Annotated in this window: 30 protein-coding genes, 1 tRNA gene and 1 pseudogene; 20 read left to right on the top strand and 12 right to left on the bottom strand. The window is 69.5% G+C overall.

Translation table 11 applies throughout. From position 1 onward, the window contains the following. Positions 1-68 precede the first annotated feature (68 nt). The gene (locus tag ACWDEW_RS11285) at positions 69-1,475 is read left to right on the top strand and encodes an FAD-binding oxidoreductase (RefSeq protein WP_450511760.1); all 1,407 of its coding nucleotides are present in this window, start codon (positions 69-71) and stop codon (positions 1,473-1,475) included. Between the two features lie 67 nt (positions 1,476-1,542). Here ACWDEW_RS11285 and ACWDEW_RS11280 read toward each other — a convergent pair whose 3' ends face one another. After that, positions 1,543-2,016, bottom strand: a complete 474-nt coding sequence (locus ACWDEW_RS11280) for an SsgA family sporulation/cell division regulator (RefSeq protein ID WP_450511758.1) — start codon at positions 2,014-2,016, stop codon at positions 1,543-1,545. A 265-nt stretch (positions 2,017-2,281) separates the two neighbouring features. Between ACWDEW_RS11280 and ACWDEW_RS11275 the strand changes: the two genes are divergently transcribed. Together ACWDEW_RS11275 and ACWDEW_RS11270 are read left to right on the top strand one after the other, a co-directional pair. Then, the gene (locus ACWDEW_RS11275) at positions 2,282-3,982 is read left to right on the top strand and encodes an RDD family protein (protein ID WP_450511756.1); all 1,701 of its coding nucleotides are present in this window, start codon (positions 2,282-2,284) and stop codon (positions 3,980-3,982) included. Between the two features lie 89 nt (positions 3,983-4,071). Beyond that, complete coding sequence (locus ACWDEW_RS11270) at positions 4,072-4,710, top strand: RDD family protein (RefSeq protein WP_450511755.1); 639 nt, start codon at positions 4,072-4,074, stop codon at positions 4,708-4,710. 106 nt (positions 4,711-4,816) lie between these two features. Here the strand turns inward: ACWDEW_RS11270 and ACWDEW_RS11265 are convergent, their stop codons facing one another. Then, the gene (locus ACWDEW_RS11265; protein WP_450511753.1) at positions 4,817-5,143 is read right to left on the bottom strand and encodes a hypothetical protein; all 327 of its coding nucleotides are present in this window, start codon (positions 5,141-5,143) and stop codon (positions 4,817-4,819) included. 435 nt (positions 5,144-5,578) lie between these two features. On the opposite strand from ACWDEW_RS11265, the gene ACWDEW_RS11260 reads away from it, so the two are divergent. Beyond that, on the top strand, positions 5,579-7,921 hold the full coding sequence (locus ACWDEW_RS11260; RefSeq protein WP_450511751.1) for an immune inhibitor A domain-containing protein: 2,343 nt from the start codon (positions 5,579-5,581) through the stop codon (positions 7,919-7,921). 135 nt (positions 7,922-8,056) lie between these two features. Next, positions 8,057-8,404: a hypothetical protein gene (locus ACWDEW_RS11255; protein ID WP_450511935.1), complete on the top strand. Its 348-nt coding sequence runs from the start codon at positions 8,057-8,059 to the stop codon at positions 8,402-8,404. 208 nt (positions 8,405-8,612) lie between these two features. Here ACWDEW_RS11255 and ACWDEW_RS11250 read toward each other — a convergent pair whose 3' ends face one another. Next, on the bottom strand, positions 8,613-9,197 hold the full coding sequence (locus ACWDEW_RS11250; RefSeq protein ID WP_450511749.1) for an isochorismatase family protein: 585 nt from the start codon (positions 9,195-9,197) through the stop codon (positions 8,613-8,615). 115 nt (positions 9,198-9,312) lie between these two features. Next, a complete protein-coding gene (locus tag ACWDEW_RS11245; RefSeq protein ID WP_450511747.1) occupies positions 9,313-10,659 on the bottom strand; it encodes a nicotinate phosphoribosyltransferase in 1,347 nt (448 codons plus the stop codon). A 160-nt stretch (positions 10,660-10,819) separates the two neighbouring features. On the opposite strand from ACWDEW_RS11245, the gene clpS reads away from it, so the two are divergent. The 8 genes and pseudogenes from clpS (at position 10,820) to ACWDEW_RS11205 (ending at position 15,896) form a co-directional block, all read left to right on the top strand. After that, positions 10,820-11,137: an ATP-dependent Clp protease adapter ClpS gene (clpS, locus tag ACWDEW_RS11240; protein WP_043679478.1), complete on the top strand. Its 318-nt coding sequence runs from the start codon at positions 10,820-10,822 to the stop codon at positions 11,135-11,137. A 12-nt stretch (positions 11,138-11,149) separates the two neighbouring features. Further along, complete coding sequence (locus ACWDEW_RS11235; protein WP_450511745.1) at positions 11,150-11,755, top strand: DUF2017 domain-containing protein; 606 nt, start codon at positions 11,150-11,152, stop codon at positions 11,753-11,755. Between the two features lie 393 nt (positions 11,756-12,148). Continuing rightward, on the top strand, positions 12,149-13,573 hold the full coding sequence (locus tag ACWDEW_RS11230; protein ID WP_450511743.1) for an amino acid permease: 1,425 nt from the start codon (positions 12,149-12,151) through the stop codon (positions 13,571-13,573). A gap of 77 nt (positions 13,574-13,650) precedes the next feature. Then, positions 13,651-14,079 (top strand): Mov34/MPN/PAD-1 family protein, encoded by a 429-nt coding sequence (locus ACWDEW_RS11225; protein ID WP_450511741.1) that lies wholly within the window; start codon positions 13,651-13,653, stop codon positions 14,077-14,079. 57 nt (positions 14,080-14,136) lie between these two features. After that, positions 14,137-14,382, top strand: a pseudogene (locus tag ACWDEW_RS11220) (substrate-binding domain-containing protein); the annotation flags it as partial. An 88-nt stretch (positions 14,383-14,470) separates the two neighbouring features. After that, positions 14,471-14,566, top strand: a complete 96-nt coding sequence (locus tag ACWDEW_RS11215; RefSeq protein ID WP_317774922.1) for a putative leader peptide — start codon at positions 14,471-14,473, stop codon at positions 14,564-14,566. Positions 14,567-14,660: 94 nt separating this feature from the next. After that, positions 14,661-14,939: a MoaD/ThiS family protein gene (locus ACWDEW_RS11210; RefSeq protein ID WP_019065920.1), complete on the top strand. Its 279-nt coding sequence runs from the start codon at positions 14,661-14,663 to the stop codon at positions 14,937-14,939. 6 nt (positions 14,940-14,945) lie between these two features. Next, the gene (locus tag ACWDEW_RS11205; protein ID WP_450511738.1) at positions 14,946-15,896 is read left to right on the top strand and encodes a PLP-dependent cysteine synthase family protein; all 951 of its coding nucleotides are present in this window, start codon (positions 14,946-14,948) and stop codon (positions 15,894-15,896) included. A 258-nt stretch (positions 15,897-16,154) separates the two neighbouring features. Here the strand turns inward: ACWDEW_RS11205 and ACWDEW_RS11200 are convergent, their stop codons facing one another. Beyond that, positions 16,155-16,580 carry a type II toxin-antitoxin system PemK/MazF family toxin gene (locus ACWDEW_RS11200; RefSeq protein WP_450511737.1) on the bottom strand — a complete coding sequence of 142 codons (426 nt, stop codon included), beginning with the start codon at positions 16,578-16,580 and terminating at the stop codon, positions 16,155-16,157. Positions 16,581-16,793: 213 nt separating this feature from the next. Here ACWDEW_RS11200 and ACWDEW_RS11195 point away from each other — a divergent pair, with 213 nt between their 5' ends. Further along, positions 16,794-17,546, top strand: a complete 753-nt coding sequence (locus ACWDEW_RS11195) for an MBL fold metallo-hydrolase (RefSeq protein ID WP_450511735.1) — start codon at positions 16,794-16,796, stop codon at positions 17,544-17,546. Between the two features lie 39 nt (positions 17,547-17,585). On the opposite strand, the gene ACWDEW_RS11190 is transcribed toward ACWDEW_RS11195, so the two are convergent. Further along, a complete protein-coding gene (locus tag ACWDEW_RS11190; protein WP_450511933.1) occupies positions 17,586-18,047 on the bottom strand; it encodes an SDR family NAD(P)-dependent oxidoreductase in 462 nt (153 codons plus the stop codon). A 44-nt stretch (positions 18,048-18,091) separates the two neighbouring features. On the opposite strand from ACWDEW_RS11190, the gene ACWDEW_RS11185 reads away from it, so the two are divergent. Continuing rightward, positions 18,092-18,457: a zinc-binding dehydrogenase gene (locus tag ACWDEW_RS11185; RefSeq protein ID WP_450511931.1), complete on the top strand. Its 366-nt coding sequence runs from the start codon at positions 18,092-18,094 to the stop codon at positions 18,455-18,457. Between the two features lie 77 nt (positions 18,458-18,534). On the opposite strand, the gene ACWDEW_RS11180 is transcribed toward ACWDEW_RS11185, so the two are convergent. Beyond that, positions 18,535-19,785 carry a PTS transporter subunit EIIC gene (locus ACWDEW_RS11180; RefSeq protein WP_431250716.1) on the bottom strand — a complete coding sequence of 417 codons (1,251 nt, stop codon included), beginning with the start codon at positions 19,783-19,785 and terminating at the stop codon, positions 18,535-18,537. Between the two features lie 179 nt (positions 19,786-19,964). Continuing rightward, complete coding sequence (locus ACWDEW_RS11175) at positions 19,965-21,257, bottom strand: PTS transporter subunit EIIC (RefSeq protein WP_450511733.1); 1,293 nt, start codon at positions 21,255-21,257, stop codon at positions 19,965-19,967. Positions 21,258-21,272: 15 nt separating this feature from the next. On the opposite strand from ACWDEW_RS11175, the gene ACWDEW_RS11170 reads away from it, so the two are divergent. The 4 genes from ACWDEW_RS11170 (at position 21,273) to rdgB (ending at position 23,663) form a co-directional block, all read left to right on the top strand. Then, on the top strand, positions 21,273-21,632 hold the full coding sequence (locus ACWDEW_RS11170; RefSeq protein WP_281176105.1) for a PTS glucose/sucrose transporter subunit IIB: 360 nt from the start codon (positions 21,273-21,275) through the stop codon (positions 21,630-21,632). A 90-nt stretch (positions 21,633-21,722) separates the two neighbouring features. Next, entirely contained in the window at positions 21,723-22,460 is a 738-nt protein-coding gene (rph, locus tag ACWDEW_RS11165) for a ribonuclease PH (RefSeq protein WP_019065907.1), read from the top strand. 150 nt (positions 22,461-22,610) lie between these two features. After that, positions 22,611-23,018, top strand: coding sequence for a hypothetical protein (locus tag ACWDEW_RS11160; protein WP_450511730.1), 408 nt, complete (start codon positions 22,611-22,613; stop codon positions 23,016-23,018). A 42-nt stretch (positions 23,019-23,060) separates the two neighbouring features. Next, positions 23,061-23,663 (top strand): RdgB/HAM1 family non-canonical purine NTP pyrophosphatase, encoded by a 603-nt coding sequence (gene rdgB, locus ACWDEW_RS11155; protein WP_450511728.1) that lies wholly within the window; start codon positions 23,061-23,063, stop codon positions 23,661-23,663. Between the two features lie 47 nt (positions 23,664-23,710). Here the strand turns inward: rdgB and ACWDEW_RS11150 are convergent. From ACWDEW_RS11150 to ACWDEW_RS11140, 3 genes are all read right to left on the bottom strand, one after another. Continuing rightward, positions 23,711-23,785: transfer RNA gene (locus ACWDEW_RS11150), tRNA-Leu, on the bottom strand. A 28-nt stretch (positions 23,786-23,813) separates the two neighbouring features. Then, entirely contained in the window at positions 23,814-24,653 is an 840-nt protein-coding gene (locus ACWDEW_RS11145; RefSeq protein ID WP_450511726.1) for an HNH endonuclease signature motif containing protein, read from the bottom strand. Then, positions 24,650-25,276, bottom strand: a complete 627-nt coding sequence (locus ACWDEW_RS11140) for an HNH endonuclease signature motif containing protein (protein WP_450511724.1) — start codon at positions 25,274-25,276, stop codon at positions 24,650-24,652. The genes ACWDEW_RS11145 and ACWDEW_RS11140 overlap by 4 nt, the downstream gene beginning before the upstream one ends. A 157-nt stretch (positions 25,277-25,433) precedes the next feature. On the opposite strand from ACWDEW_RS11140, the gene ACWDEW_RS11135 reads away from it, so the two are divergent. Continuing rightward, on the top strand, positions 25,434-25,976 hold the full coding sequence (locus tag ACWDEW_RS11135; RefSeq protein WP_450511722.1) for a GNAT family N-acetyltransferase: 543 nt from the start codon (positions 25,434-25,436) through the stop codon (positions 25,974-25,976). Here the strand turns inward: ACWDEW_RS11135 and bcp are convergent. Further along, the gene (gene bcp / locus ACWDEW_RS11130; RefSeq protein WP_388114469.1) at positions 25,973-26,440 is read right to left on the bottom strand and encodes a thioredoxin-dependent thiol peroxidase; all 468 of its coding nucleotides are present in this window, start codon (positions 26,438-26,440) and stop codon (positions 25,973-25,975) included. The genes ACWDEW_RS11135 and bcp overlap by 4 nt on opposite strands. Positions 26,441-26,477: the final 37 nt, after the last annotated feature.

Raw genomic sequence — 26,477 nt, 5'->3', positions numbered from 1 at the left:
CGACCACACCCCGGCAGCCGAAGCCGCGCGCGGACGGGGTTCACACCGATGGCCGCGAGTGCGACGCTGTGATCATGAGCCGTATCGAAGCGCCTCGCGACCACGACACCGGACCCCTTCTCGACCGCCTGCTGACCGGGCTGCCCGCCGAGGCCGTCCTCACGGACCCGGACGTCACGGTCTCGTACGCCAACGACATGGCGAGCTTCTGCCCGTCCGGCACCCCGGCCGTGGTCGTGCTGCCGCGCACGGTCGAACAGGTCCAGCACGTCATGCGCGTCGCCACCGAACTGCGCGTCCCGGTCGTCCCGCAGGGCGCCCGCACCGGCCTGTCGGGCGCGGCGAACGCCTCCGAGGGCTGCATCGTGCTCTCGCTCGTCAAGATGGACCGCATCCTGGAGATCAGCCCGGTCGACCGCATCGCGGTCGTCGAGCCGGGCGTCGTCAACGCGACCCTCTCCCGCGCGGTCAACGAACACGGCCTGTACTACCCGCCCGACCCCTCCAGCTGGGAGACGTGCACCATCGGCGGCAACATCGGCACCGCCTCGGGCGGGCTGTGCTGCGTGAAGTACGGGGTGACGGCCGAGTACGTCCTCGGCCTGGACGTCGTCCTCGCCGACGGCCGGCTGATGAGCACGGGCCGTCGTACGGCCAAGGGGGTCGCCGGGTACGACCTGACCCGGCTGTTCGTCGGCTCGGAGGGCTCGCTCGGCATCGTCGTGAAGGCGGTCCTGGCGCTGAAGCCGCAGCCGCCCCAACAGCTGGTGCTGGCGGCCGAGTTCGGGTCCGCGGCGGCCGCGTGCGACGCCGTGTGCCGGATCATGGAGGGCGGGCACGTGCCGTCCCTCCTCGAACTGATGGACCGTACGACCGTCAAGGCCGTGAACGACCTGGCGCACATGGGACTGCCGGAGACGACGGAGGCGCTGCTCCTCGCGGCCTTCGACACGCTCGACCCCGCCGCCGACCTGGCCGCCGTGGGGGCCCTCTGCGAGGCCGCCGGAGCCACCCAGGTGGTGCCCGCCGAGAACGCGGCCGAGTCCGAACTGCTGCTCCAGGCGCGGCGGTTGTCGCTCACCGCGCTCGAAGCGGTCAAGGGCACGACGATGATCGACGACGTGTGCGTGCCCCGGTCGCGGCTCGGCGAGATGCTCGAAGGGGTGGAACGGATCGGTGAGAAGTACCAGTTGACGATCGGCGTCTGCGCGCACGCGGGCGACGGCAACACCCACCCCACCGTCTGCTTCGACGCACAGGACCCCGACGAGTCCCGGCGGGCCCGCGAGTCCTTCGACGAGATCATGGCGCTCGGCCTGGAGCTCGGCGGCACCATCACCGGCGAACACGGTGTCGGCGTCCTGAAGAAGGAGTGGCTGGCCCGCGAGATCGGGCCGGTGGGCGTGGAGATGCAGCGGGCGGTCAAGGCGACCTTCGACCCGCTGGGCATCCTCAACCCCGGCAAGCTGTTCTGAGGGGGGTACGGGGTACCTGTCCCAGAAAAGTGTGTCGGTTTCACCGGGAGTGACACACTTTTTGAGATCACTCCCCGTCCCGCGACTCGTCCGACGGCCACGGGTCGCGCAGCCACAGGTCGTCGGCCGGGGTCGGTGCGAGCAGCTCGGCCAGGCCGGCGTCGATGCCGAGCTGCTCGGCCTCAGAGCCCGGGGGCACCACCCGCAGGGTCCGCTCCAGCCACGCCGACACCTGGGCCGCCGGGGCCTCCAGGAGGGCGTCCCCGTCGGGTGAACTCAGCGCCATCAGGACGACACTGCGCCCCTCCACCTTCGTCGGCCACACCCGCACATCCCCGTGCCCGCACGGCCGGAACACCCCCTCGACGAGCAGTTCGCGGGCGAACGTCCAGTGCACGGGGTGCTCGGAGTTGATGTGGAAGGAGATGTGGACGGCGTACGGGTCGTCCGTGCGGTAGCTGAGCCGGGCCGGAACGGGAATGCTCCGTTCCGGCGACAGGATCAGCTTCAGCTCCAACTCCCGCTCTACGACTGTGTGCATGACGTGTGTCCTCTCGCGCTCACGGGGCCCCGCGGTGGGCCCGTACGAGTGGAGAGGGCGTGCGGCCGCAAGCATTACGCGACTTCGGGAAACTTTTTTTCCGCGAGGCTTCGCGAAGGCGTCACGGGGCTTCGGGGCGTGTGGACTCCGTGCACGAGCTTGCCCGGAAAGGGGTGGGTCCGGCGGGACGGGCAGTGGCGCTCGCACGGGTCTGATAGATGTGGACACCCTCATTTGACCTCCGAGCAGATACGGGACGACGGACATGAGCGCCCCAACGCCGGCACCCGGTGACGACAGGCCCCGCGAGGGGTACTACCCGGACCCCTCCATTCCTGGATACGTCAGGTACTGGAACGGCGCGGCCTGGGTGCCCGGCACCAGCCGCCCGGCGCCGTCGGACGGGCTCTCGCCCGCCGCGCCCGGCGCGGGTGGCCCGTCCGTCGAGGAGACCGGACCGCACTTCTTCGACGAGGACCCCGCGCCGGCCCACCCGGAGCCGGCGTCGGCCTGGGGCGCGGACCGCGCCCACCAGAGCGGTTTCGGCGGCGCCCAGGACCGCCACGTGTCCTGGGGCGCCCCGGACCCGAGGGTCCCCGCCCAACCGGAGGAAGCACCCAACTCCGGCACCTTCGTCTTCCGCCGCCCCACGGGCCAGGACACCCCCGACGAGGGCACGACCACTTTCCGCCGCCAGAGCCCGCGCACCCCGCAACAGGGCGGGGCGCCGGGGGCGCAGACCGGGGGCGCGGGAAACACGGGCAGCGCGTCGGCAGAGTCCTCCGCCGGGACCGCCTCGGGTGCCGGCGGTTTCGGCCCGCAGGGTTCGGCGGGCTCCGGCGCTCAGGGCTCGGGCGGCTCCGATTCGGCTGCCGGAGGCTACGGATCGCAGGGTTCGGCAGGTTCGGCCGCCGGGGGCTACGGGCCCGCCGGGGCCGGCTCCGCCGCCGGGGACTACGGCGCCCGGGGCTCTGCCGGGACCGGCTCCGCCGCAGGCGGCCTCGGCGGTGCCGGTGGGGCGCCCGTCGGCGATGGCCGGCGGCCCGGTGGGAATCCGCCCGTCGCCGGTGGCCAGGGGCCCGGCGGGAATCCGTCCGCCACCGACTCCTCCGGCCCCGGTTTCGGTGCCGGAAAGGCGGCCGCCGCGCGGGCTGCCGCAGCCCAGGCCCAGGCGGGCCAGGCAGGCACCGGGACGGGAACGCCCGCCGCCCAGGCGCAGGCGGGCCGGGCGCCCGCCACCGCGCCCGCCGCCTCCACGGCCCTCTCCGGCCCCCCGCAGCCCGCCCCCGGCGTGCCCCAGCAGTCCGGCCCGGTGCAGCCCCAGGCGGGCGCCGGAGGCACCCCCATGGCCACCGGCTCCGGTGGCGGCCAGCCCTCCTGGGCGCAGCAGGTGCACCGGCTGGCGGGGGACGAGGACGGGCCCGTGGCGCCCTGGAAGCCGCCCGTGGAGGACGTGTTCCAGGCGGCGGCCCGGCGGCAGTCGGCGGCCCGGCCCGCGGGGCTCGGCAAGCGGCTGGTCGCGCGGCTCGTCGACACGCTCGTGCTCGGCGCGGTAACCGCCGTGGCCGCCGTACCGCTCGGTACCAAGGCGGCCGACCACATCAACGAGAAGATCGACGCGGCCAAGCTCTCCGGCCGCGCCGAGACGGTCTGGCTGCTGGACGGCACCACGGCCGCCTACCTCGGCATCGTCCTCGCCGTACTCCTCCTCTTCGGCGTCCTCTACGAGGCGCTGCCCACCGCCAAGTGGGGCCGCACCCTGGGCAAGAAGCTCTGCGGTCTTGAGGTGCGCGGCATCGAGAGCCACGAGCCGCCCGGCTTCGGCGGGGCGCTGCGCCGCTGGCTCGTCTACAGCGTCCCGGGCCTGCTCGGCATCGGGATCGTCGGTGTCGTCTGGTGTCTCTTCGACCGGCCCTGGCACCAGTGCTGGCACGACAAGGCAGCACATACGTTCGTAGCGGGATAGCGGGGTACGGCATCCGGGGTACCTGATTCCGTACCCCGGACGGCCGCTCGCCGGATGCGGAGCCGTGGCGTTCGCGGTCGACTCGGGCCATGAGTACCGAACCGCCTCCGGGCTCCGGCCAGCAGCCGCCGGAAGACGACCCGTTCAGGAAGCAGCCCCCTCCTGGCCAGGGATCGGGCTCACCGTACGACCCGCCGTCCTACGGCAGTCAGCCGCCGCCCTTCGGCAGCGAACCCCCTCCCTACGGCGGCGGCTCCTACCCCACCGACCCCCTCGCCGGCATGCCCCCGCTCGCCGACAGCGGCCGGCGCACCCTCGCCCGGATCATCGACATGATCCTCGTCGGCATCGTGGTGTGGCTGCTGACCTGGGCCTTCGGCGTGCACGAGTACAACATCAACTCCGACCGCGTGTCGTACGCCAAGTCGCTCGGGCAGTCGCTCACCGCGGCCGTGCTGTACATGGGCTACGACACCGTGATGCTCGCCAAGTCGGGCCAGACGCTGGGCAAGAAGTGGCTGGGCCTCAGGGTGGCCGACCTCGACAACGGGTCGACGCCCTCCGTGCAGACCAACCTGATCCGCGCGGCCGTGCTGTGGATCCCGTTCGCGTTCTGCTGCGCCTGCATCTGGACGGTGATCTGCGGCGGCTGGAGCTTCTTCGACAAGCCGTACAAGCAGGGGCTGCACGACAAGGCCGCCAAGACCGTGGTGGTCAGCACGCGTTGAGGCGACCCGGGGTCAACACCCGGGCGTACACAGCGAATCGGCGGGTCCGTCGTCAACGGACCCGCCGATTCGCGTGGTTGAGCGTGTGCTTGGGCCTGTGCCTGGTCTAGGGAGTGCTCCGCTCCCGTACCGGCTCCGCCGAGGAGACGGCGGCGGACACGGTCTCCCGCCGCACCGGCACCCGCCTGCGCTGCGGAACGAAGGCCGGGGCGGGTGCGGGCGCGGCCTCGGCCGCCGCGCGGGCCGCGGCTGCGGTGCGGGACCTGGGCTGTGGCACCGTCAGGGAGACGAGCAGCCCGAGGGCGAGCGCCGCGAAGGCGACGACCGCGATCCCCAGACCCGAACTCGTCTGTGACAGCAGCAGCATGGCGAGCGTCGAGAAGATCACGGTGAACGAACCGTAGGCGAGCTGTGCGGCGGTCGGACGAGGCATGGCAATCGAGTCCTCGTTAGGCGATGGAGGGGAGCTGTGAAAGGGGGGTGCGACAAGGATGTCGGCCTGGCTTTCCGCCGGGTTCCGGGCGTTCCGCCAAGAGACTCTATTCGCCTGCATGCCCGAGTGGAACGAGCAGTAAGCATGACCTAACACACAGCTCCGGAGCATGGGGGGCGCACGGAGTCATACCGTCCACGAAGTGGACGGACCCGCGCGCCTGTTGAGCGATCCACGAGTGGCCTCCGGGTGTCCGTAAAGCGGACCCCTGCTTCGCATAGTGCACTTGTCCTGCTCAAGTCAAGGTCTGTCTTTTCTCGTAAACCTCTAGTCAAATAACGTCACTTGACTATCACGCGTACACCGCGCGCGGACCTTCCATGACTTCCAGGACCCCCCCTTCCGCGCGGTCGGGTACGCAGGGGAGGACCTCAAGTGACCAGCAGACCCTGGACGTTCAGAGCGGCCGCGATCGGTGTCGCCCTCGCGGCGGCCACGGCCACGTTCTCGACGTTCGCCGTGGCGGAGGCCAACACCTCGGCCGAGTCCGCAGCCGTCGACCGGCACGACCCCGCGCCGGTCGCGCAGAAGGAGCACGACCTCGACGGCCCGCTGAGCAAGACGCAGGACGCCCAGCGCCAGGAGGCCCTCAACGAGGTCATAGCCGGCAAGGCGTCCGTCAAGGACCGCAACGGCTCGAAGGTCGTCCAGCTCAAGAGCAAGGGCGGCAAGAGCAAGTACGTCGAACTGAGCCGGGAGAAGACCGACAAGATCTTCACGATCCTGGTCGAGTTCGGAGACCAGGTCGACAGCCGCTACGGCGGCACCGTCGGCCCGCTGCACAACCAGATAGCCGCGCCCGACCGCACCAAGGACAACTCCACGGCCTGGCAGGCGGACTACAACCAGGCGCACTTCCAGGACCTGTACTTCGGCACCGGCAAGAACACCGAGTCGCTCAAGAAGTACTACGAGAAGCAGTCCTCGGGCCGCTACTCGGTCGACGGCGAGGTCACCGACTGGGTCAAGGTCCCCTACAACGAGGCCCGTTACGGCTCCAACAAGGCCTCCACCGGCGCCTGGTACGCGGTGCAGGACGGCGTCAACGCCTGGGTCGCCCAGCGCGAGGCGGCCGGCGACACGGCCGCCGAGATCAAGACGGAGCTGGCCCAGTTCGACCAGTGGGACCGCTACGACTACGACGGCGACGGCAACTTCAACGAGCCCGACGGCTACATCGACCACTTCCAGATCGTGCACGCCGGCGAGGACGAGTCCGCGGGCGGCGGCGCGCAGGGCACGGACGCGATCTGGGCCCACCGCTGGTACGCCTTCGGCACCGACGCCGGCTCCACCGGACCGGACACCAACAGGCTCGGCGGCACCCAGGTCGGCGACACCGGCGTCTGGGTCGGCGACTACACGATCCAGCCGGAGAACGGCGGACTCGGCGTCTACGCCCACGAGTACGGCCACGACCTCGGCCTGCCCGACGAGTACGACACCGCGGGCGGCGAGAACTCCACCGGCTTCTGGACGCTGATGTCGTCCGGCTCCTGGCTCGGCACGGGCAAGGAGGCCATCGGTGACCTGCCCGGCGACATGAACGCCTGGGACAAGCTCCAACTGGGCTGGCTGGACTACGACGTCGCCAAGGCCGGCGTCAAGTCCAAGCACACGCTGGGCGTCGCGGAGTACAACACCAAGAACCCGCAGGCCCTCGTGGTGCAGTTGCCGGAGAAGGCGGTCACCACGACCGTGGTCACCCCGGCGCAGGGTGCCACCCAGTGGTGGAGCGGCAGCGGCAACGACCTGAGCAACACCCTTTCCCGCACGGTGGACCTGACCGGCAAGTCGTCGGCCGCGCTCACGCTGGACGGCTGGTACGACGCCGAGCAGGACTACGACTACCTCTACACCGAGGTGTCGAAGGACGGCGGCGCCACCTGGACCCCCATCGACGGCACCCTGGCCGACGGCTCCGCCATCCCGCGTGACGGCAGCGGCAACCCCGCCCTCACCGGCACGGCCGCCGCGTACCAGAAGCTGACGTACCCGCTGGACGCCTACGCGGGCCAGAAGATCGACGTCCGCTTCCGCTACCAGACGGACAGCGGCGTGGCCCAGAAGGGCTTCGCGGCCGACGAGATCACGGTGACCGCCGACGGCGCCACCCTCTTCTCCGACAACGCCGAGTCCGCCGACGCCGCTTGGACCGCGAAGGGCTTCTCGCGCATCGGCGCGTCCTTCACGGACGACTACGCGCAGTACTACATCGCCGAGAACCGTCAGTACGTGTCGTACGACAAGACGTTGAAGGTCGGCCCGTACAACTTCGGCTTCTCGACGACCCGTCCGGACTGGGTGGAGCACTACGCCTACCAGAACGGCCTGTTGATCTGGAAGTGGGACACCTCGCAGGCGGACAACAACACCAGCGCGCACGCCGGTGAGGGCCTGATCCTGCCGATCGACTCCCACCCCGCACAGCTGAAGTGGTCCAACGGCACCCTGATGCGCAACCGCGTCCAGGCCTACGACTCGCCGTTCAGCTGGTACCCGACGGACTCGATGACGCTCCACAACGCGGACGTCGCCACCAAGGTCAAGTCGCAGCCCGGCGTCCCCGTCTTCGACGACGGCAGGTCGACCTACTACGACACGTCGAACCCGACGGCCGGTGTCAAGATCACTGACACCAACACCCGGATCAAGATCGTCAAGGAGCCGCTGAACGGCTCGACGATCGGCGTCCAGGTCGGCCCCTCGGCGAAGTAGTCGGTAAAACAGCAGGTCAGAAGCGGATCGGCGGCGCCCCCCTGGCGGGTCGCCGCCGATCCGTGTTTAGGTGCGTCCTGTGCCCGTCTTATTGACACCGACATCGACACCGACTCGCACGGGGGTGTGACCGCATTGTCCGCAGGAGGTTTCTGCAAGCTGCCCACAGGCAGCGTGGTGGTGGCGTTGAACCTGCCGAGACCCACCGCCCAGGGTGACGGCTGCGTCCGCGTGCTCGTCCACGCCCGCAACCGCGCCCGGGCCCTGACCCGGCTCCGCAACCTCGGCATGCGGGCCGTCTACCTGCGCGGCAACGCGGAACCACCGACCCCGGACGAGATCACCGCGGTCCTGCACCACCCCGACGGCCTGATATGGCGTACGGCCCCTGACAACGCTGTCGTGCCCCCGGGCGCGGAGCTCCCGCACGAGCTGTGGCACCCGATCAGGGCACTGCTGCGGAGGCCTCCGGCGGCTGCGTGAGGGGTAGTGCGTCGGCTGCGGGCCGTGGGGGCTGGTCGCGCAGTTCCCCGCGCCCCTGACGGGGCACGAGGCCCCTGACAACGCTCAGGGCGCTGTCGCGAAGGCCCGCGGCGGCTGCAGCGCCCCTCAGGGGCGCGGGGCTGAATCGATTTGCGGCTCCGCCGCGTGGGCGCGACCAGCCCCCACCGACCCGCGGCCAAAGAACTACTCAGACGACCGGTTTCCCGGTCAACTCAACCCCGGCCGCCCGCAGTTCCTCCAACGCCCGGTCGGTGGTCTCCTTGGCCACCCCAGCCGTCAGATCAAGCAGGACCTGCGTACGAAACCCCTCCCGCACCGCGTCCAACGCGGTCGCCTTCACGCAGTGGTCCGTGGCGATCCCGACAACATCCACCTCGTCGATCTCCCGAGCCCGCAACCAGTCCCCGAGCCCGACCCCGTTCTCGTCCTGCCCCTCGAACCCGCTGTAAGCGGCCGCGTACGCCCCCTTGTCGAAGACGGCGTCGATCGCGCCCGAGGCGACCGCGGGCGCGAAGTTCGGGTGGAACCCGACCCCCTCCGTGCCCGCGACGCAGTGCGCGGGCCAGGAGTGGGCGTAGTCGGGGTTGTCGGCGAAGTGCCCGCCGGGCGCGATGTGGTGGTCGCGGGTGGCCACGACATGCCGGTAGCCGGCGGGCGCCTGCCCGATCAGCTCGGTCACGGCGGCGGCCACGTCGGCACCACCGGCCACCGCGAGACTGCCTCCCTCGCAGAAGTCGTTCTGCACGTCAACGACGATCAAGGCGCGGCGCATGGTGGTGTCCTTCGCGGAGAGTGAGATTCGAGCCTAGGGACTTCGGCGCCACCGCGGGAGGGCGCACTCCTGATTTTCGTACTGGTCTTAACTCGCGAGACGTAAGTGGCGGGTCTTAACTACCCGAGCGCAGCTGGACGTACTCCGTAGGAATGACGGCCTCCCCGCGCGACAACTGGGTCGCCGACAACGGCAGGTTGCCCCGCGCGACGGCATGCCGGTCCCGTACGACGTCCAGCGGTTCGCGGGCCACGACCTCGCCGCCCTTGACCAGCTCGACGAGCAGCTGCCGGTCGGCCAGTCCGGCGGGGACCGGCCCGGTGCCGATCACCTCGGCCTCCGCGATCCCGTCGGCGTCCAGCCGCCGCGCGGCCCACTTGCGCCCGCCGATGGACGTCTTGCCGCCGCTGGACTTCTTCGCGACCGGCACCAGCGGCGCCTTCGGGTCGGCGGACTCGGCGCGGGCGACCAGCTTGTAGACCATGGAGCAGGTCGGGTGCCCGGAGCCGGTCACCAGCTGGGTGCCGACGCCGTACGCGTCCACGGGCGCCGCGGCCAGCGAGGCGATCGCGTACTCGTCCAGGTCGGAGGTCACGATGATCTTCGTGTTGACGGCGCCCAGCTCGTCCAGCTGCTGGCGCACCCGGTGCGCGACGAGCAGCAGGTCGCCGGAGTCGATGCGGACGGCGCCCAGCTCGGGCCCGGCGACCTCGACCGCCGTACGGACGGCCTCGGTGACGTCGTAGGTGTCGACGAGCAGGGTCGTGTTGCGGCCGAGCGAGTCCACCTGGGCCTGGAACGCGTCGCGTTCGTTGTCGTGGAGCAGGGTGAAGGCGTGCGCGGAGGTGCCGACGGTGGGGATGCCGTAGCGGAAGCCGGCCGCGAGGTCGGAGGTGGTGGCGAAACCGCCGACATAGGCGGCGCGCGAGGCGGCGACGGCGGCGAGTTCGTGGGTGCGGCGGGCGCCCATCTCGATCAGCGGGCGGTCCCCGGCGGCGGAGGCCATGCGGGAGGCGGCGGCCGCGATCGCGGAGTCGTGGTTGAGGATGGAGAGGATCACGGTCTCCAGCAGCACGCACTCGGCGAAGGAGCCCTCGACCCGCAGGATCGGCGAGCCCGGGAAGTACACCTCGCCCTCCGGGTAGCCCCAGACGTCACCGCTGAAGCGGTAGGCGGCGAGCCACTCCAGGGTCTCCTCGTTGACGACGTTCCGCTCGCGCAGGAAGCCGAGGACGTCCGCGTCGAAGCGGAAGTTCTCCACCGCGTCCAGGACGCGCCCGGTGCCCGCGACGACGCCGTAGCGGCGGCCCTCGGGCAGCCTCCGGGTGAAGCACTCGAAGACCGAACGCCGGTCGGCCGTACCCGCCTTGAGGGCGGCCTGCAGCATCGTCAGCTCGTAGTGGTCGGTGAAGAGCGCCGTCGAGGGAACGTCCACCGGCAGCCCAAGGTCCGCTACGTCCACTGAACTCTCCTGGTCGTGATGTTCCGGGTCCCCCGAGGTCCGCCGGGGGTCCGGGGGTTGTCCCCCGGTGTGTGCCGCATGACGATGGATCGTACTCCCATCTCGTCACTCTGACGATTTGTGGGGTCCATTTGTGCGGGCACCCCCTTCTGGTGGCAGCATGGGCGCTGTGACGTCACCCGCACCCCTGGAGATCGAACGCACCGAGTCGGCGGAGGAGGTCTTCGCCGTACCCGAGCCCGACGTCCCCTGGGTCACGATCGTGCACAACGACCCGGTCAACCTCATGAGCTATGTGACGTACGTCTTCCAGACGTACTTCGGCTACTCCAAGGACAAGGCCACCAAACTCATGATGGACGTCCACCACAAGGGCCGCGCGGTCGTCTCCAGCGGCAGCCGCGAGGAGATGGAACGCGACGTGCAGGCCATGCACGGCTACGGTCTGTGGGCCACCCTCCAGCAGGACCGGAAGTAGCGACTCAGCCCGATGCCAGGACACTTCGAACCGCTGCGCGGCGGCGGTGCCGCCGTCGCCCTCGACGACGTCGAGATCTCCATCATCCGGTCACTGGCCGTCCAGCTCCTTGAGCTGATCGGCCCGGGCCCGGGCGAGGACGCCCCCGACGACCCCCTCGCGGAACTCTTCGCCGAGGGCCCGAGCGAACCGCCCTCCGACCCGGTGCTCAGGCGCCTGTTCCCGGACGCCTACACGGACCCGGAGCAGGCCCCGGACTCCCCGCAGGACGCCGAGGAGAAGCTCGCGCACTCCGCCGAGTTCCGCCGCTTCACCGAGAACGACCTCCGCGCCGGCAAGCGCGAGAACGCCCTCGCGGTGATCCGCACCCTCGACGCGCTCACCCCCGGCGGCGACGGCGGCGCGGTCCTCAAGCTGACCGCCGAGGAGTCCCGCCAGTGGCTCGGCTCCCTCAACGACCTGCGCCTGGCGATCGGTTCACGCCTCGACATCACCGACGAGGACGACACCGACGACCTCTACCGCCTCCCGGACGAGGACCCCCGCAAGCCGATGGTGATGGCCTACCTCTGGCTGGGCGGCCTCCAGGAGACCTTGGTCACGACACTGCTCCGCTGACCGGCTACAGCGCCCCGACAGGGGCGCTGGACGGCATCGATACGCGGCTCCGCCGCGCGGGCGCGACCAGCCGCAACGGCGCCGCGGCGGACCGACAACCCCCACCCCCCACTCCCAGCGAAGCGCCCGTCCCGTTCGCTCAGCGGACGCTCAAATCCGGATAACGATCGCGTCACCGCGACGGCCGGGAATGCCGGCCGTCGCTCATTTTTGTCCGCTTCTTCCTGTGGTGTGCGCCACAAAAGTCCCCGTCGATCACGCTTGCGACCGTGATAGATCTTCACGACCGCCCGGCGGACGCCACCCATGTCCGGCCGGGTTCGCCATGCGGCCGACGGACCTCGGCCGGGCAGCTCCAGTCCATGGGGGGATTCGGAGAAAGGCGCACCACACATGACCTCCGCTCAGGTCGAGACGGACAAGGCCCCCGAGGAGGGGTACGAGCGCGGGCTCGGCAGCCGTCAGGTCCAGATGATCGCGATCGGCGGCGCCGTCGGCGTCGGGCTGTTCCTGGGAGCCGGGGCGAACATCGCCAAGGCCGGACCCAGCCTCATCTTCATGTACGCCCTGGCCGGCGTGATCATCTTCTTCATCATGCGGGCCCTGGGCGAACTGCTCCTGTACCGCCCGGTGTCGGGCTCCTTCGCGGAGTACTCCCGCGAGTTCCTCGGCCCGTTCTTCGGCTACTTCACCGCCTGGACGTACTGGCTGATGTGGGTGGTCACCGGCATGGCCGAACTCACGGCCGCCGCCATCTACGTCAACTACTGGTTCCCGTCCGTCTCCCAGTGGGTGACCGCGCTCGCCTTCCTGGTGATCCTCTTCGTCGCCAACCTGATCTCGGTGAAGCTCTTCGGCGAGATCGAGTTCTGGTTCTCGATGGTCAAGGTCACCGCGCTCATCGGCATGATCGTGATCGGCCTCGGCGTGCTCACCTTCGGCTTCAGCAGCGCCGGCGACACCGCCTCCGTCGCCAACCTCTGGCAGTTCGACGGCCTCTTCCCCAAGGGCATCGGCTCCTCCCTGATGACCCTCCAGGGCGTGATGTTCGCCTACCTCGCCGTCGAGCTGGTCGGCGTCACCGCAGGCGAGTCCGAGAACCCGGAGAAGACCCTCCCCAAGGCGATCAACACCCTCCCGTGGCGCATCGCCCTCTTCTACGTCGGCGCCCTCACCGTCATCCTCTGCGTCGTGAAGTGGACCGAATTCGCCCCGGGCGTCAGCCCGTTCGTCGAGGCCTTCGCGAAGATCGGCATCCCGGCGGGCGCGGGCATCGTCAACTTCGTCGTCCTCACCGCCGCCCTGTCCTCCTGCAACTCCGGCATGTACTCGACGGGCCGCATGCTCCGCACCCTCGCGGACAACGGCGAGGCCCCCAAGGCCTTCGGCAGGCTCTCCGCCTCCAAGACCCCGGCCCTCGGCATCACCGTCTCCGTCGCCTTCATGGCCATCGGCGTGGTCCTCAACTACGTCGTCCCGGAGAAGGCCTTCGGCTACGTCACCTCGGTCGCCACCGCCGCCGGCATCTGGACCTGGCTGATGATCCTGATCAGCCACGTCCTCTACCGCCGCGCGGTCACCGCCGGCCGCCTCCCGGCCTCGCCCTTCCCGGCCCCGGGCGGCGCGAAGTTCTCGTACGTGGCCATCGCCTTCCTCCTCTTCGTCACCGGCCTCATCGCCTACGACCCCGACTCCCGCGTCTGCCTCTACGTCATGGCGGGCTGGACCCTCGCCCTGATCGGCGGCTGGATCGCCCTCAAGGTCCGCGACCCGCAGGTCACCGAGCGCCGCGAGCCGGAGTTCGAGAAGGTCGGCTGACCCGCCCGATCCCGGCATTTGGGCCGCCGCGTACCACCACTCGGTACGCGGCGGCCCTTCTGCTTATCCTGACGACCATGTCGACCCTGACCATCACCCAGGCCCTCTTCGACCAGATCGTCACCCACGCGCGCGCGGACCACCCCGACGAGGCGTGCGGAGTCGTCGCGGGCCCGGCGGGCACGGACCGCCCCGAGCGGTTCATCCCGATGCTGAACGCGGCCCGCTCGCCCACGTTCTACGAGTTCGACTCGCATGACCTGCTGAAGCTCTACCGCGAGATGGACGACCGCGACGAGGAGCCGGTGATCATCTACCACTCCCACACCGCGACCGAGGCCTACCCCTCCCGCACCGACCTCTCCTACGCCAACGAGCCCGGCGCCCACTACGTCCTCGTCTCCACCGCCGACACCGACGACGCCGGCCCCTTCCAGTTCCGCTCCTACCGCATCGTGGAGGGCGAGATCACGGAGGAGGACGTCAAGGTCGTAGAGGCGTACTGAGCGGCATACCGGCCGCGTACGCGACAGCCCACTCGCCGTGACGGAGATGGTGTTGACGGCGGCCTCCAGACCCTGCGCGAACGCGGCCGCCGGGTTCCGCGGGACGTGGCCGTCGTCGGCTTCGACGACCTCACCGCCATCTCCGAGTCGACCGACCCGCCGCTGACCACCGTCCACCAGGACGTCGCCGAGATGGGCCGCCTGCTGGCCCGGCTGCTCTTCAGCCGCACGGAACCGGACCCCGGGCAGGACCTGCCGTCGGCGATCGTGCCCACCCGGCTGGTGGTCCGGCAGTCCGCCTGAGCTGCGCCGTCTCACCCCCCGACCGAAATTCGTCCGAAATGTGAGATCACATACCGAGGTCCGGACCGGGAATCGATACGATGAGCCCATGGTTCTTCTCGACGTGAGCGACAAGGCGCCGGGCATGCTGCTCGTTGCGCGGCTGCACGTCGACCTGTGCAGGCTGAACAGCGCCATCTGTTGACAGCGCGCTGTCGCCGCACGGCTGTGCGCCGCGGCAGTCAGGCATGTGCCCACCGAGACCAGACCCCTCCCGCTTCCGACAGGAGCCCCTTGCCATGGCCATCGAGGTCCGCATCCCCACCATCCTCCGCACCTACACCGGCGGCGAGAAGGCCGTCGAGGGTGCCGGTGAGAACCTCGCCGCGCTCTTCGCCGACCTCGAAACCCGGCACGCGGGCATCCAGGCCCGCATCGTCGACGGCGGCGAACTGCGCCGCTTCGTCAACGTGTACCTGAACGACGAGGACGTCCGCTTCCTCGACGGCATCAACACCAAGCTGACCGACGGCGACAGCGTCACGATCCTGCCGGCCGTGGCCGGCGGTATGGCCTGATCCTCCATGCGCTACGACTCCCCGCTGGCCGCGGTGGGCAACACCCCTCTGGTGCGCCTGCCGCGGCTCTCGCCGTCCCCCGAAGTCCGCATCTGGGCCAAGCTGGAGGACCGCAACCCGACCGGCTCCGTCAAGGACCGCCCGGCCCTGCACATGATCGAACAGGCGGAGAAGGACGGCCGTCTCACCCCCGGCTGCACCATCCTGGAACCGACCTCCGGCAACACCGGCATCTCCCTCGCGATGGCCGCCAAGCTCAAGGGCTACCGCATGGTCTGCGTGATGCCCGAGAACACCTCGCAGGAACGCCGTGACCTGCTCGGCATGTGGGGTGCCGAGATCATCCCGAGCCCGGCGGCGGGCGGCTCCAACACGGCCGTACGCGTGGCGAAGGAACTCTCCGCCGAACACCCCGACTGGGTCATGCTCTACCAGTACGGCAACCCGGACAACGCGGGCGCCCACTACGCCACGACGGGCCCGGAGATCCTCACCGACCTCCCCTCCATCACCCACTTCGTGGCGGGCCTCGGCACCACCGGCACCCTGATGGGCGTCGGCCGCTACCTCCGCGAGCACAAGCCGGACGTCAAGATCGTCGCCGCCGAGCCGCGCTACGACGACCTCGTCTACGGCCTCCGCAACCTCGACGAGGGCTTCGTCCCCGAGCTCTACGACGCCTCCGTCCTCACCACCCGCTTCTCGGTCGGCTCCGCCGACGCGGTCACCCGCACCCGCGAACTCCTCCAGCAGGAGGGCATCTTCGCCGGCGTCTCCACCGGCGCGGCCCTGCACGCGGCGATCGGCGTGGGCAGGAAGGCCGTAGTGGCGGGGGAGACGGCGGACATCGCGTTCGTCGTGGCGGACGGCGGCTGGAAGTACCTGTCGACCGGCGTGTACACGGCGGCGACGACCGAGGAAGCGATCAAGACCCTTCAGGGTCAGCTCTGGGCCTGACGCGAGCGCCCCGGGCGGTCACTCCCCGGGGCCCCAGCAGACGACCGTCTCGCGGGCCCAGTCGTCCTCGATCCTCGCGTCGACGCAGTCGAGCACCGCGAAGCCGCAGAGCGCGACCGCCGTCCGCACCTGGCCTGGCCCGGGTCGTACGGTTCCGTCGCCGGGCGCGCGGTCCGGCGGGCACGCAGGTGCCAGGAACGACCCCGTCGCGCACCACCCCAATTGCCATGGATCCAGGGGCCGTTGCGCAGTGCGCGCCTACCGGGTCAGATGCCGGACCTGATCCCACAGCACCGGGTCCGCGACCCCGACCCGGCGTCGGAAATCGGCCACCGGCACGGACCGCAACTCGTCGGTCTCCAGATAGCTCGCCCGCCCGCGCGCGTCCCCGACCGACCCCGGGGGCAGCGCGATCACCCCGCCGCGCTCGTCGTGGTACTTGCTGGTGATCTTCGCGACCGTCGCGGTCCGCCCGCGCACCGCGAGCACCAGACACGGCCGGTCCTTGGCCGCGCCCGGCTGATCCTCGTAGGGAACATTGGCCCACCAGATCTCGGCGGGCTGCGGCCGATCCCCCCGCGCCCTCCGTGCGGGCCGCCGCCCCCGCCCCCATCCGTCGACCAGCGTGGCGACCAGCGCCAGCAACATCACCGCCGCGAGCACGAGCCACCAGAACCTGTCCATGGGACGACGTTACCGGCGCGCAATCCCCGCTGCGCGCCTCTCGCACACCCCACACGCCCCGGTTCCAGCCGAACCGGTGACACCACAGGTGAGTTCCCCCACAACAGCCCTTGGCGGAGGAGCGACCGGCCCTTTTGCGCCTTACGCTCGACGGACCGCACGACCCCCGTCCCCCCAACTCCAGAAGTTACCGCCAGCGGAGGTTTCTGCTTTATGAAGCTCACCGTCGTCGGCTGCTCGGGGTCGTTCCCGTCCGCGGAATCGGCCTGTTCGAGCTACCTCGTAGAGGCCGACGGCTTCCGGCTGCTCCTCGACATGGGCAACGGCGCCCTTGGCGAGCTGCAGCGCCACTGCGGTCTCTACGACCTCGACGCGATCTTCCTCAGCCATCTGCACGCCGACCACTGCATCGACATGTGCGCGTACTTCGTCGCGCGCTACTACCGCCACGACGGCGGCCGTTGCGACCCCATCCCGGTCTACGGCCCCGAGGGCACCGAGCACCGCCTCACCACGGCCTACGCCGACACCCCCACCGCCTCCTCGATGAGCGAGGTCTTCGACTTCCACACGGTGAAGCCGTCCACGTTCGACGTCGGCCCCTTCACCGTGCACACCGAGCGCGTCCGCCACCCCGTCGAGGCCTACGCCATCCGCGTCGAGCACGGCGGCCGGTCCCTCACCTACTCCGGTGACACAGGCGTCAGCGAGTCCCTGGACGAACTCGCCCGGGACACCGACCTGTTCCTGTGCGAGGCCGCGTTCACGCACGGCAAGGAGAGCATCCCCGACCTCCACCTCAACGGCCGCGAGGCGGGCGAGACGGCGACCAGGGCGGGGGTCAGGCGGCTGGTGCTGACCCACATCCCGCCGTGGACCGACCCCCAGGCCAACCTGGCCGACGCCCGCGAGGTCTTCGCCGGCCCGGTGGAACTGGCGGCGCCGAGAGCGTCGTACGAGATCTGACGTCCGCACCGTACGGAATCCTTCGGCAGCCTGCTCCGCTCAGCGCAGCAGGCTGCCGCCGTCCACCGTCAGGACCTGGCCGGTCAGCTCCTCGGCCGCGTCACCGGCCAGGAAGCCCACGGTCGCGGCGACGTCGTCGCGGACGAGCGGGCGGGGGAGCGCCTGGGTGGCCAGGGCCGCGTCGAAGGCATCGTCCGGCTGGTAGGCGGTGGCCGGGGTGCGGGTGAGCCCCGGGGCGACGGACGTCACGGCGATTCCGTCCTTGCCCGGCGCGGCGGCCAGGGTGCGGCCGAACGCGGTGAGCGCCCCCTTGCTGGTGATGTATCCGCGCAGGTCGGGGCGCGGCGGCCGCCACACGGTGTCGGAGGTGATGAGCACGATCCGGCCGAACCCGCGCTCCCGCGTCCCGGGCGTGAAGGCCTGCGCCGGCAGCAGCACCGACTCGACGTCGACGGCCTGGATCCGCCACCAGTCCGCGAGGCCGACGGTCTCCCACTCCAGCGTCGAACGGCGACGAGAAGTACGTCGAGGGCCTCGGCGCCGACATCGTCCTCGGCCGGGCGGGCCACGCGGGTGAACTCGCCGCCGCGGTACGGAAGGCGGTGCCCGGCGGGGTCGACCTCGTCGTGGACCCCGCCGGAATCGGTGGCGACCTGATCCACGCCGTGCGTGACGGCGGTGTCTTCGTCGTCATCGCGGTCGTTCCGGAGCCCGACGCGGAGCGCGGTGTCGAGGTACGCCGGGGCAGCGCGCAGTCGGACGGCGCGCTGCCGGCGCAGATCCCGGCCGACCTCGCCGACGGGAAGAAGCAGGCCCGCGCCGGCCTGACCCTCCCGCTGACCGAGGCGGCGGAGGCGCACCGGAGGAGTGAGGCGAGGTCGGTGCGGGGGAGGATCGTGCTCACGGTGTGAGGGGCGGGTGACTTACAACGATGCCCGCCCCGGAGTGAACTCCGGGGCGGGCATCGGGTGTTGTGCGGGCTATGGCCTCACGCCTTGGTGAGGTCCTCGATCTCCTCCTCGGGCTCGCGGCCCGGGGTGGGAAGGTTCCACTTGGTGATCGCGAAGCGGAAGACGAAGTAGTAGATCGCGCCGAAGACCAGACCGATCGGGATGATCAGCCAGGGCTTGGTGGCGAGGTTCCAGTTGAGGGCGTAGTCGATGAAGCCCGCGGAGAAGGTGAAGCCCGCGTGGACGCCGAGCGCCCAGGTGATCGCCATGGACAGGGCGGTCAGCACCGCGTGGATCGCGTAGAGCGCCGGGGCGATGAACATGAACGAGAACTCGATGGGCTCGGTCACACCGGTCACGAAGGACGTCAGGGCGAGCGAGATCATCATGCCCATGATGGCCTTGCGGCGCTCGGGGCGGGCGGAGTGCGCGATGGCGAGCGCGGCGGCCGGCAGGCCGAACATCATGATGGGGAAGAAGCCCGACATGAACTGTCCGGCGGACGGGTCACCCGCGAAGAAGCGGGTCAGGTCACCGTGGACGACCGCACCGGTGGAGTCCTTGTAGTCACCGATCTGGAACCAGGCCACGGAGTTGACGAACTGGTGCATGCCGACCGGGATGAGCCCGCGGTTGATCAGACCGAAGAGACCGGCGCCGAAGGCACCGAGACCGGTGATCCACTCGCCGAAGTTCGAGATGCCCTCACCGATCGGCTTCCAGACCAGGCCGAAGAAGACACCCATGAGCGTGCCGACGAAGGCCATGATGATCGGCACCAGGCGGCGGCCGTTGAAGAAGCCGAGCCAGTCGACCAGCTTGGTCCGGTGGAACTTCTGCCACAGCACCGCGGAGAGCAGACCCATGACGATGCCGCCGAAGACACCGGGGTTGTTGTAGGTCGCGGCCACGTCCGCGCCCTTGAGGATCTTGGCGTCGGTGACCGGGAAGGCCTTGAGCACATTGCTGTAGACGAGGAAGCCGACGAGCGCCGCCAGCGCCGTAGAACCGTCGGACTTCTTCGCGAAGCCGATCGCGACACCTATGCAGAACAGCAGCGGCAGGTTGTCGAAGATCGCGCCACCGGCGGTGGCGAAGACCGCCGTCACCTTGTCCGGCAGATGCAGCTTGTCGTGGATGTCGGCCTGGCCGAACCGGAGCAGGATGCCCGCCGCCGGAAGCACGGCGATCGGGAGCTGAAGGCTGCGGCCGATCTTCTGCAGACCCTGGAACAGGCCGGATCCCCACTTCTTCGCGGGGGCCGCCGTTGGCGCGGTGGCGGTGGACATAGACTTCCTCCATCGGGTGGTGGTCTACACCACTCAGTGGTGTAGACCTGTTGTAGCAGATGAAGTCCGCATAAAGGAACCCGCAAAACCTGCGACCGAATCGCTACGCGACGTACACGGGGCAGGCACGGCGAAGGGCCCCCGGATCGATGATCCAGGGGCCCAACTCACGTACGGCGTCAGGCTTTTGTGACGTCCTCCTGCTCCTCCTCCGGCTCCCGCCCCGGAGTCTTCAGATCGAACTTCGTGATCGCGAAACGGAACACGACGTAATACACCGCCGCGAAGCACAGCCCGATCGGAATGATCGCCCACGGTCTCGTCGCCAGATTCCAGTTGATCGCGTAGTCGATCAGCCCCGCCGAGAAGCTGAACCCGTCGTGCACCCCGAGCCCCCAGGTCACCGCCATCGACACACCCGTCAACACCGCGTGGACGGCGTAGAGGAGGGGCGCGATGAACAGGAACGAGTACTCGATGGGCTCGGTGATACCGGTCACGAAGGACGTCAGCGCGACCGACAGCATCAGCCCGCCCACCTCCTTGCGACGACTCGGCTTCGCGCAGTGTGCGATCGCGAGCGCCGCCGCCGGCAGCGCGAACATCATGATCGGGAAGAAGCCCGAGGTGAACTGCCCCGCGTTCGGGTCGCCCGCCAGGAACATGTTGATGTCACCGTGCACCACCGTCCCGTCCGGCTTGGTGTAGCTGCCGAACTGGAACCAGATGGGTACGTTCAGGAACTGATGCAGCCCCACGACCAGCAGCGCGCGGTTGGCCAGACCGAACACCCCGGCGCCCAGCGCACCCCGGGCGCTCAGCCAGTCGCTGAAGTGCTCAAGGGCGGTACCGATCGGCGGCCAGATCCACAGCGCCACCGCCGCGACCGCGATCGCCACGAACGACATGATGATCGGCACCAGCCGCCGCCCGTTGAAGAAGCCCAGCCAGTCCACCAGCTTCGTACGGTGGTACCGCGCCCAGAAGAACGCGGTCAGCAGCCCCAGCACGATCCCGCCGAACACCCCGGGATTCTGGTAAGTGAACGCCGCGACCGAGTTGTCCGCGGCCTGGCACCCGATCCCGGGCACCACGGTCGTCCCGCCCGTGCAGTCCTTGGGGAACTGACGCAACACGTTGTAGTACACGAGGAAACCGACAACCCCGGCCAGCGCCGTCGACCCGTCCGACTTCTTCGCCATCCCGATCGCGACACCCACGCAGAACAGCATCGGCAACCCCAACTGCCCGTCCAGCAGCGCGCCACCCGCACCCGCCATCACCTTCGAGACATTGGTCCACCCCAGCCCGTCGGCCCCGAACACGTCCGGCTGCCCGAGCCGGTTGAGGATGCCGGCGGCCGGCAGTACGGCGATGGGGAGTTGGAGACTGCGGCCCATCTTCTGCAGCCCCTGGAACATCTTGCTCCAGGAGACGCGCCCGGGACCGGCGGCGGCACTGTCGGCACTCATGGACGCCCCTCGGTAATGTGGTGTAGACCAGTTGGCGACGTGATCGTCACCATCATTCGGCACGCACGACATGACCGCTCGCGAAGCTGGGCCAACTGTGGGTTACTGCGACAAAGCGGTTCGGATCAGGGAGAGAACACCATGGCCACCAAGGCTGAGAAGATCGTTGCCGGGCTGGGCGGCATCGACAACATCGAAGAGGTCGAAGGCTGCATCACCCGCCTGCGCACCGAGGTCAAGGACCCGAGCTTGGTCGACGAAGCCGCCCTGAAGGCCGCCGGCGCCCACGGCGTCGTCAAGATGGGCACCGCCATCCAGGTCGTCATCGGCACCGACGCGGACCCGATCGCGGCGGACATCGAAGACCTGATGTGAAGCGCGGGGATCATCCCCGGCTTCGCGTACTGAGGGGCTCTTCCCGATCCGGGAGGAGCCCCTTCCCCGTCTACCACTAGGCTCTTCGCCATGTCTCGAATCGACGGCCGCACCCCCGAACAGCTCCGCCCCGTCACCATCGAACGCGGCTGGAGCAAGCACGCCGAGGGCTCCGTCCTCGTCTCCTTCGGCGACACCAAGGTCTTCTGCACCGCCTCCGTCACCGAAGGCGTCCCCCGCTGGCGCAAGGGAAGCGGCGAAGGCTGGGTCACCGCGGAGTACTCCATGCTGCCCCGCGCCACCAACACCCGCGGCGACCGCGAATCCGTCCGCGGCAAGATCGGCGGCCGCACCCACGAGATCAGCCGCCTCATCGGCCGCTCACTGCGCGCCGTCATCGACTACAAGGCCCTCGGCGAGAACACCATCGTCCTCGACTGCGACGTCCTCCAGGCCGACGGTGGCACCCGTACGGCCGCCATCACCGGCGCCTACGTCGCGCTCGCGGACGCCGTCACCTGGGCCCAGGGCAAGAAGCTGATCAAGGCCGGCCGCCAGCCCCTCACCGGCACGGTCTCGGCCGTCTCGGTCGGCATCGTCGGCGGAGTCCCGCTGCTGGACCTCTGCTACGAGGAGGACGTCCGCGCCGAGACCGACATGAACGTCGTCTGCACCGGCGACGGCCGCTTCGTCGAGGTCCAGGGCACCGCCGAGGCCGAACCCTTCGCCCGCGACGAACTCAACGCCCTCCTCGACCTCGCGGTCGCCGGCTGCGGCGAGCTGACCGCCGTACAGCGAAAGGCACTTGAGGCCGCGCTGGAGAAGTAGGAGGCTGGACGGACCGGGGTCAGTAAAGGACGTACAAAGAGAAGCGGGCTGCGGGGTCAACCCGGCAGCCCGCACTCGCGTCCCTACGCATACGGAACGGAAACGGGGAGTGGCCGCAGCAGCCCACCCCCACGGGGAGGAAACCGAACCATGGCCGCCGCAAGCCGACGCCGCAGTCGTAGCCGCATCGCCCTGGCCACCACCGTGGCGGTGATCGGCCTCACGGCCGGACTCGCCACCGGCTGCGACGCCGTCGACAAGGCCATCGACTGCGTCCAGACCGCCGACACCATCGCCGACAGCGTCACCGGCCTTCAACAGGCGGTGGAGAACGCGGCCAACGACCCCACCCAGACCGACCAGTCCCTCAACTCCATCGAGAAGGACCTCGACAAGATCGGCGACAAGACCGACAACGCGGACGTCAACAAGGCGGTGGACGACCTGAACAAGGCCGTCGACAACGTCCGCACGGCGGTCAAGAACGGCGACAACACCCCCGACATCAGTCCGGTGACGGACGCGGCGGGCGAACTGACGAAGGTGTGCACGTCGTAGACGTCGCGCAGGCGGGTGGCGGACGTTGGGATACTGAACGCCATGACACGCCTGATCCTCGCCACCCGCAACGCCGGGAAAATCGCCGAACTGAGGTCGATCCTCGCCGACGCGGGACTGCCCCACGAACTGATCGGCGCCGAGTCGTACCCCGAGATCCCCGACGTCAAGGAAACGGGCATCACCTTCGCCGAGAACGCGCTGCTCAAGGCCCACGCCCTGGCCCGGGCAACAGGCCTCCCCGCGGTCGCCGACGACTCGGGCCTGTGCGTCGACGTCCTCAACGGCGCGCCAGGCATCTTCTCCGCCCGCTGGTCAGGCCGCCACGGCGACGACAAGGCCAACCTGGACCTGTTGCTGGCCCAGCTCTCGGACATCGCCGACGAACACCGGGGCGCCCACTTCGCCTGCGCGGCGGCGCTTGCGTTGCCGGACGGCACGGAACGGGTGGTCGAGGGCCGGCTGCGGGGCGTACTGAGGCATGCGCCGACGGGCACGAACGGCTTCGGCTACGACCCGATCCTCCAGCCGGAGGGGGACACGCGGACCTGCGCGGAGCTCACGGCGGAGGAGAAGAACGCGATCTCTCATCGGGGGAAGGCGTTTCGGGGGTTGGTGCCGGTGGTGCGGGAGTTGTTGGGCTGAGACGGCGAGGGCGCGCTCAGCCACCTGTGGCGCGCCCTTTCGGGAAGTGGGCCCGGTGGGACTCGAACCCACGACACACCGGACCTAAACCGGCGCCCTCTAGCCAGCTGGGGTACGGGCCCGCAGCGCTGCTTACTCTACTGTGCGCGGCTACGAGGGCATACGTGGAGATCGATTCGAGAAGGTCTTCGTCTGGCTGTGGCAGGACGGGCACAGATACCGCAGGTTTTCCCGACGGTTGTCCAACCGGTCTCCGTTGATGTGGTCGATCTCCAGGACGAGTCGTCTGCCCTGCCAGACATCCCCGACACCGCAGGTTTCACAGAGGTGTGGGACATTCAGGTCGTCGAGTGCCCGGCGCAGTTGCACTGTCTTGGTGCGGGAAGAGCCCGGTTCCAGCCGTACCAGAATCTGGGCAGCCGACTTGCGGTCTCGGCCGGGAACGCCACGGCGGTGCCCCTGACCGACGAAATGACTGGTCGACAGGGTGTGGGCCGCCGCACTTCTCTTGAGGCGTTCCCGCGCTGCTCCGTTGTCGACGATGCCGAGCCGCTTCAGGACACCCGCGAAGCTCCGGGAGGAGGCCACGGCTGGTGCGAGTCGGTCGTAGGGCAGGACTCCCGGGCCGTATCTGCGCCCGCTGGTGAAGTGCGAGGTGTCGATTTCGAACTGGTCGAGTCTCTTGCGAATGTGGCCGTACGGGCTGTCCCGGGGATCGAGGCCCATGTGCTCCACCATCTCCCGGATGCTGGACGAACGGGCCGCGGCCTCCTGCAGGAGCTCCTTCGAGTAGCTTCGCCGCTCTCGTTCGGGCATCGGCTCCTCGACGAAGTGCGAGGTGTCGATCCCGTAGTGCTCAAGCCTGCCGCGCAGGTAGTTGCGTGGCGCGCTGCCCATCGGAACGTTCAGCCTGCGCATCAGGTCGACCAGGCTTGAGGCGGCGGCCGCGGTACGGGTGAGGCGGTCGTGCGTGTACTTCGGGGAGCTCATCCTCGGCTCCTCCGCCTGCGACCCCGGTAAGTGTCCGTCACCGCATGGCAGTTGGGGCACAGCAACTGGAGGTTCGCCGGGCGGTTGTCCCACCAGTCGCCGTTGATGTGATCCACTTCGAACCTGAGTGGCAGACCGTTCCGCTCCGGGCCCGTGCTGCACATGGCGCAGCGTTCCTCGACTCCGGTGTGGAGCAGTGCGTGGCGCAGGCGGCTGCCCGGCACTCTTCCGTCCGCTGCGGAGCGGAGCTGGAGAACGCTCCCGAGCGAACCTTTGGGGCGCCCTCGCCGTACCGCCAGGAAGTGGCTCGTGTCGATTCCGAGAGCGGCTATGCGTCGGCTGATGTGGGTCTGGTTTCCACCGACCTGGCTGATTCCGAGGTGACGTACGACGTCGTTGACGCTGGTCGACATGGCCACGGCCGCCCGGAGCCGTTCTTCGGTGTGCCGAACCTGGTTCGTCGCGAAATGTGAGATGTCGACATCCGCTTCCGCCATCTTCCGGCGCAGATAACGCCTGCTGCCAGGCGTGGGAAGGCCCCCGCACCACCGGACCGCGTCGTCGATGTGCGTTGTGCGGCGGGCCGCCTCTTCCAGCAACTGGCGGGTGTATCTGGCAGCCACGTTCCCCTCCGAAACCGACCGCGTGTTCGCTGTGTCGAATGGAGTAACGAGCGGGTTGTCGGACAGTCACGCCCGAACTGTAAAAGCGGATTGGTAGACTGCAGATCGCCGAAGCCTCCCCAGGTGTGGACTGTTGTCCTCCCAGGAGGCTTTTTTCATGACCAGAACCTCATCCACGACCGTGGACATACGCCCAGCCACCCCCGCCGACCGCCCCACGATCGAGCGCCTCTGGCTGATGTTCCGGCACGACCTGTCCGAGTTCGGCACCGCGGCGGAGCCTCAACTGCCCCGTCCGGACGGCACGTTCCGCAGTGAGCGGGTGGACGCGGCGTTCGGTGGGGGCGGGGAGGACTGGGCGCCGTATCTCTTCGTGTGCGGGGAGCGGCCCGTCGGGTTCGCGTTCGTGCGGGGGCTCAGTGGGCCCACTCGGGTGCTCAACAGCTTCTTCGTGGTGCGGGGAGCCCGGCGTGGCGGGGTCGGACTGCGGGCCGTCCGGGAGGTCGTCGCGCGGCATCCGGGGCACTGGGAGATCGCGTTCCAGGACGCCAATCCGGGGGCCGTGGCGTTCTGGCGGCGGGTCGGTGAGGACCTTGCCCCGGGGGAGTGGAGCGAGGAGCGCAGGCCGGTGCCGGGGCGGGCCGACCTGCCTCCCGATGTGTGGATCTCGTTCAGGTACGCGGAGGTGCCGGAGGTCTAGATCCCCAGATCCTTGATGATCTTCGCCACGTGGCCCGTCGCGCGGACGTTGTACAGCGCGTGTTCGACCTTGCCGGCCTCGTCCACGATGATCGTGGAGCGGATCACGCCCATGTAGGTCTTGCCGTAGTTCTTCTTCTCGCCGAAGGCCGCGTAGGCGTCGAGGACCTGCTTGTCGGGGTCCGCGAGGAGGGTGACCTTGAGGTTCTCCTTCTCGCGGAACTTGGCGAGCTTCTCCGGCTTGTCGGGGGAGATGCCGATGACGTCGTACCCGGCGCCGGCCAGCACCTCCAGGTTGTCCGTGAAGTCACAGGCCTGCTTGGTGCAGCCGGGCGTGAGGGCCGCCGGGTAGAAGTAGACGATGACCTTGCGGCCCTTGTGGTCGGCGAGGGACACCTCGTTGCCGTCGGCGTCGGGGAGCGTGAAGGCGGGGGCAACGTCCCCGGGCTGGAGTCGTTCACTCATCGCGCTAGCGTAACCGGGGGTGCTGACAGTGCACTCC

The sequence above is a fragment of the Streptomyces sp. NPDC001100 genome, from assembly GCF_053598575.1.
Note: the sequence above shows the minus strand (reverse complement) of the source record. Positions and strands in the feature narration are given on the sequence as shown.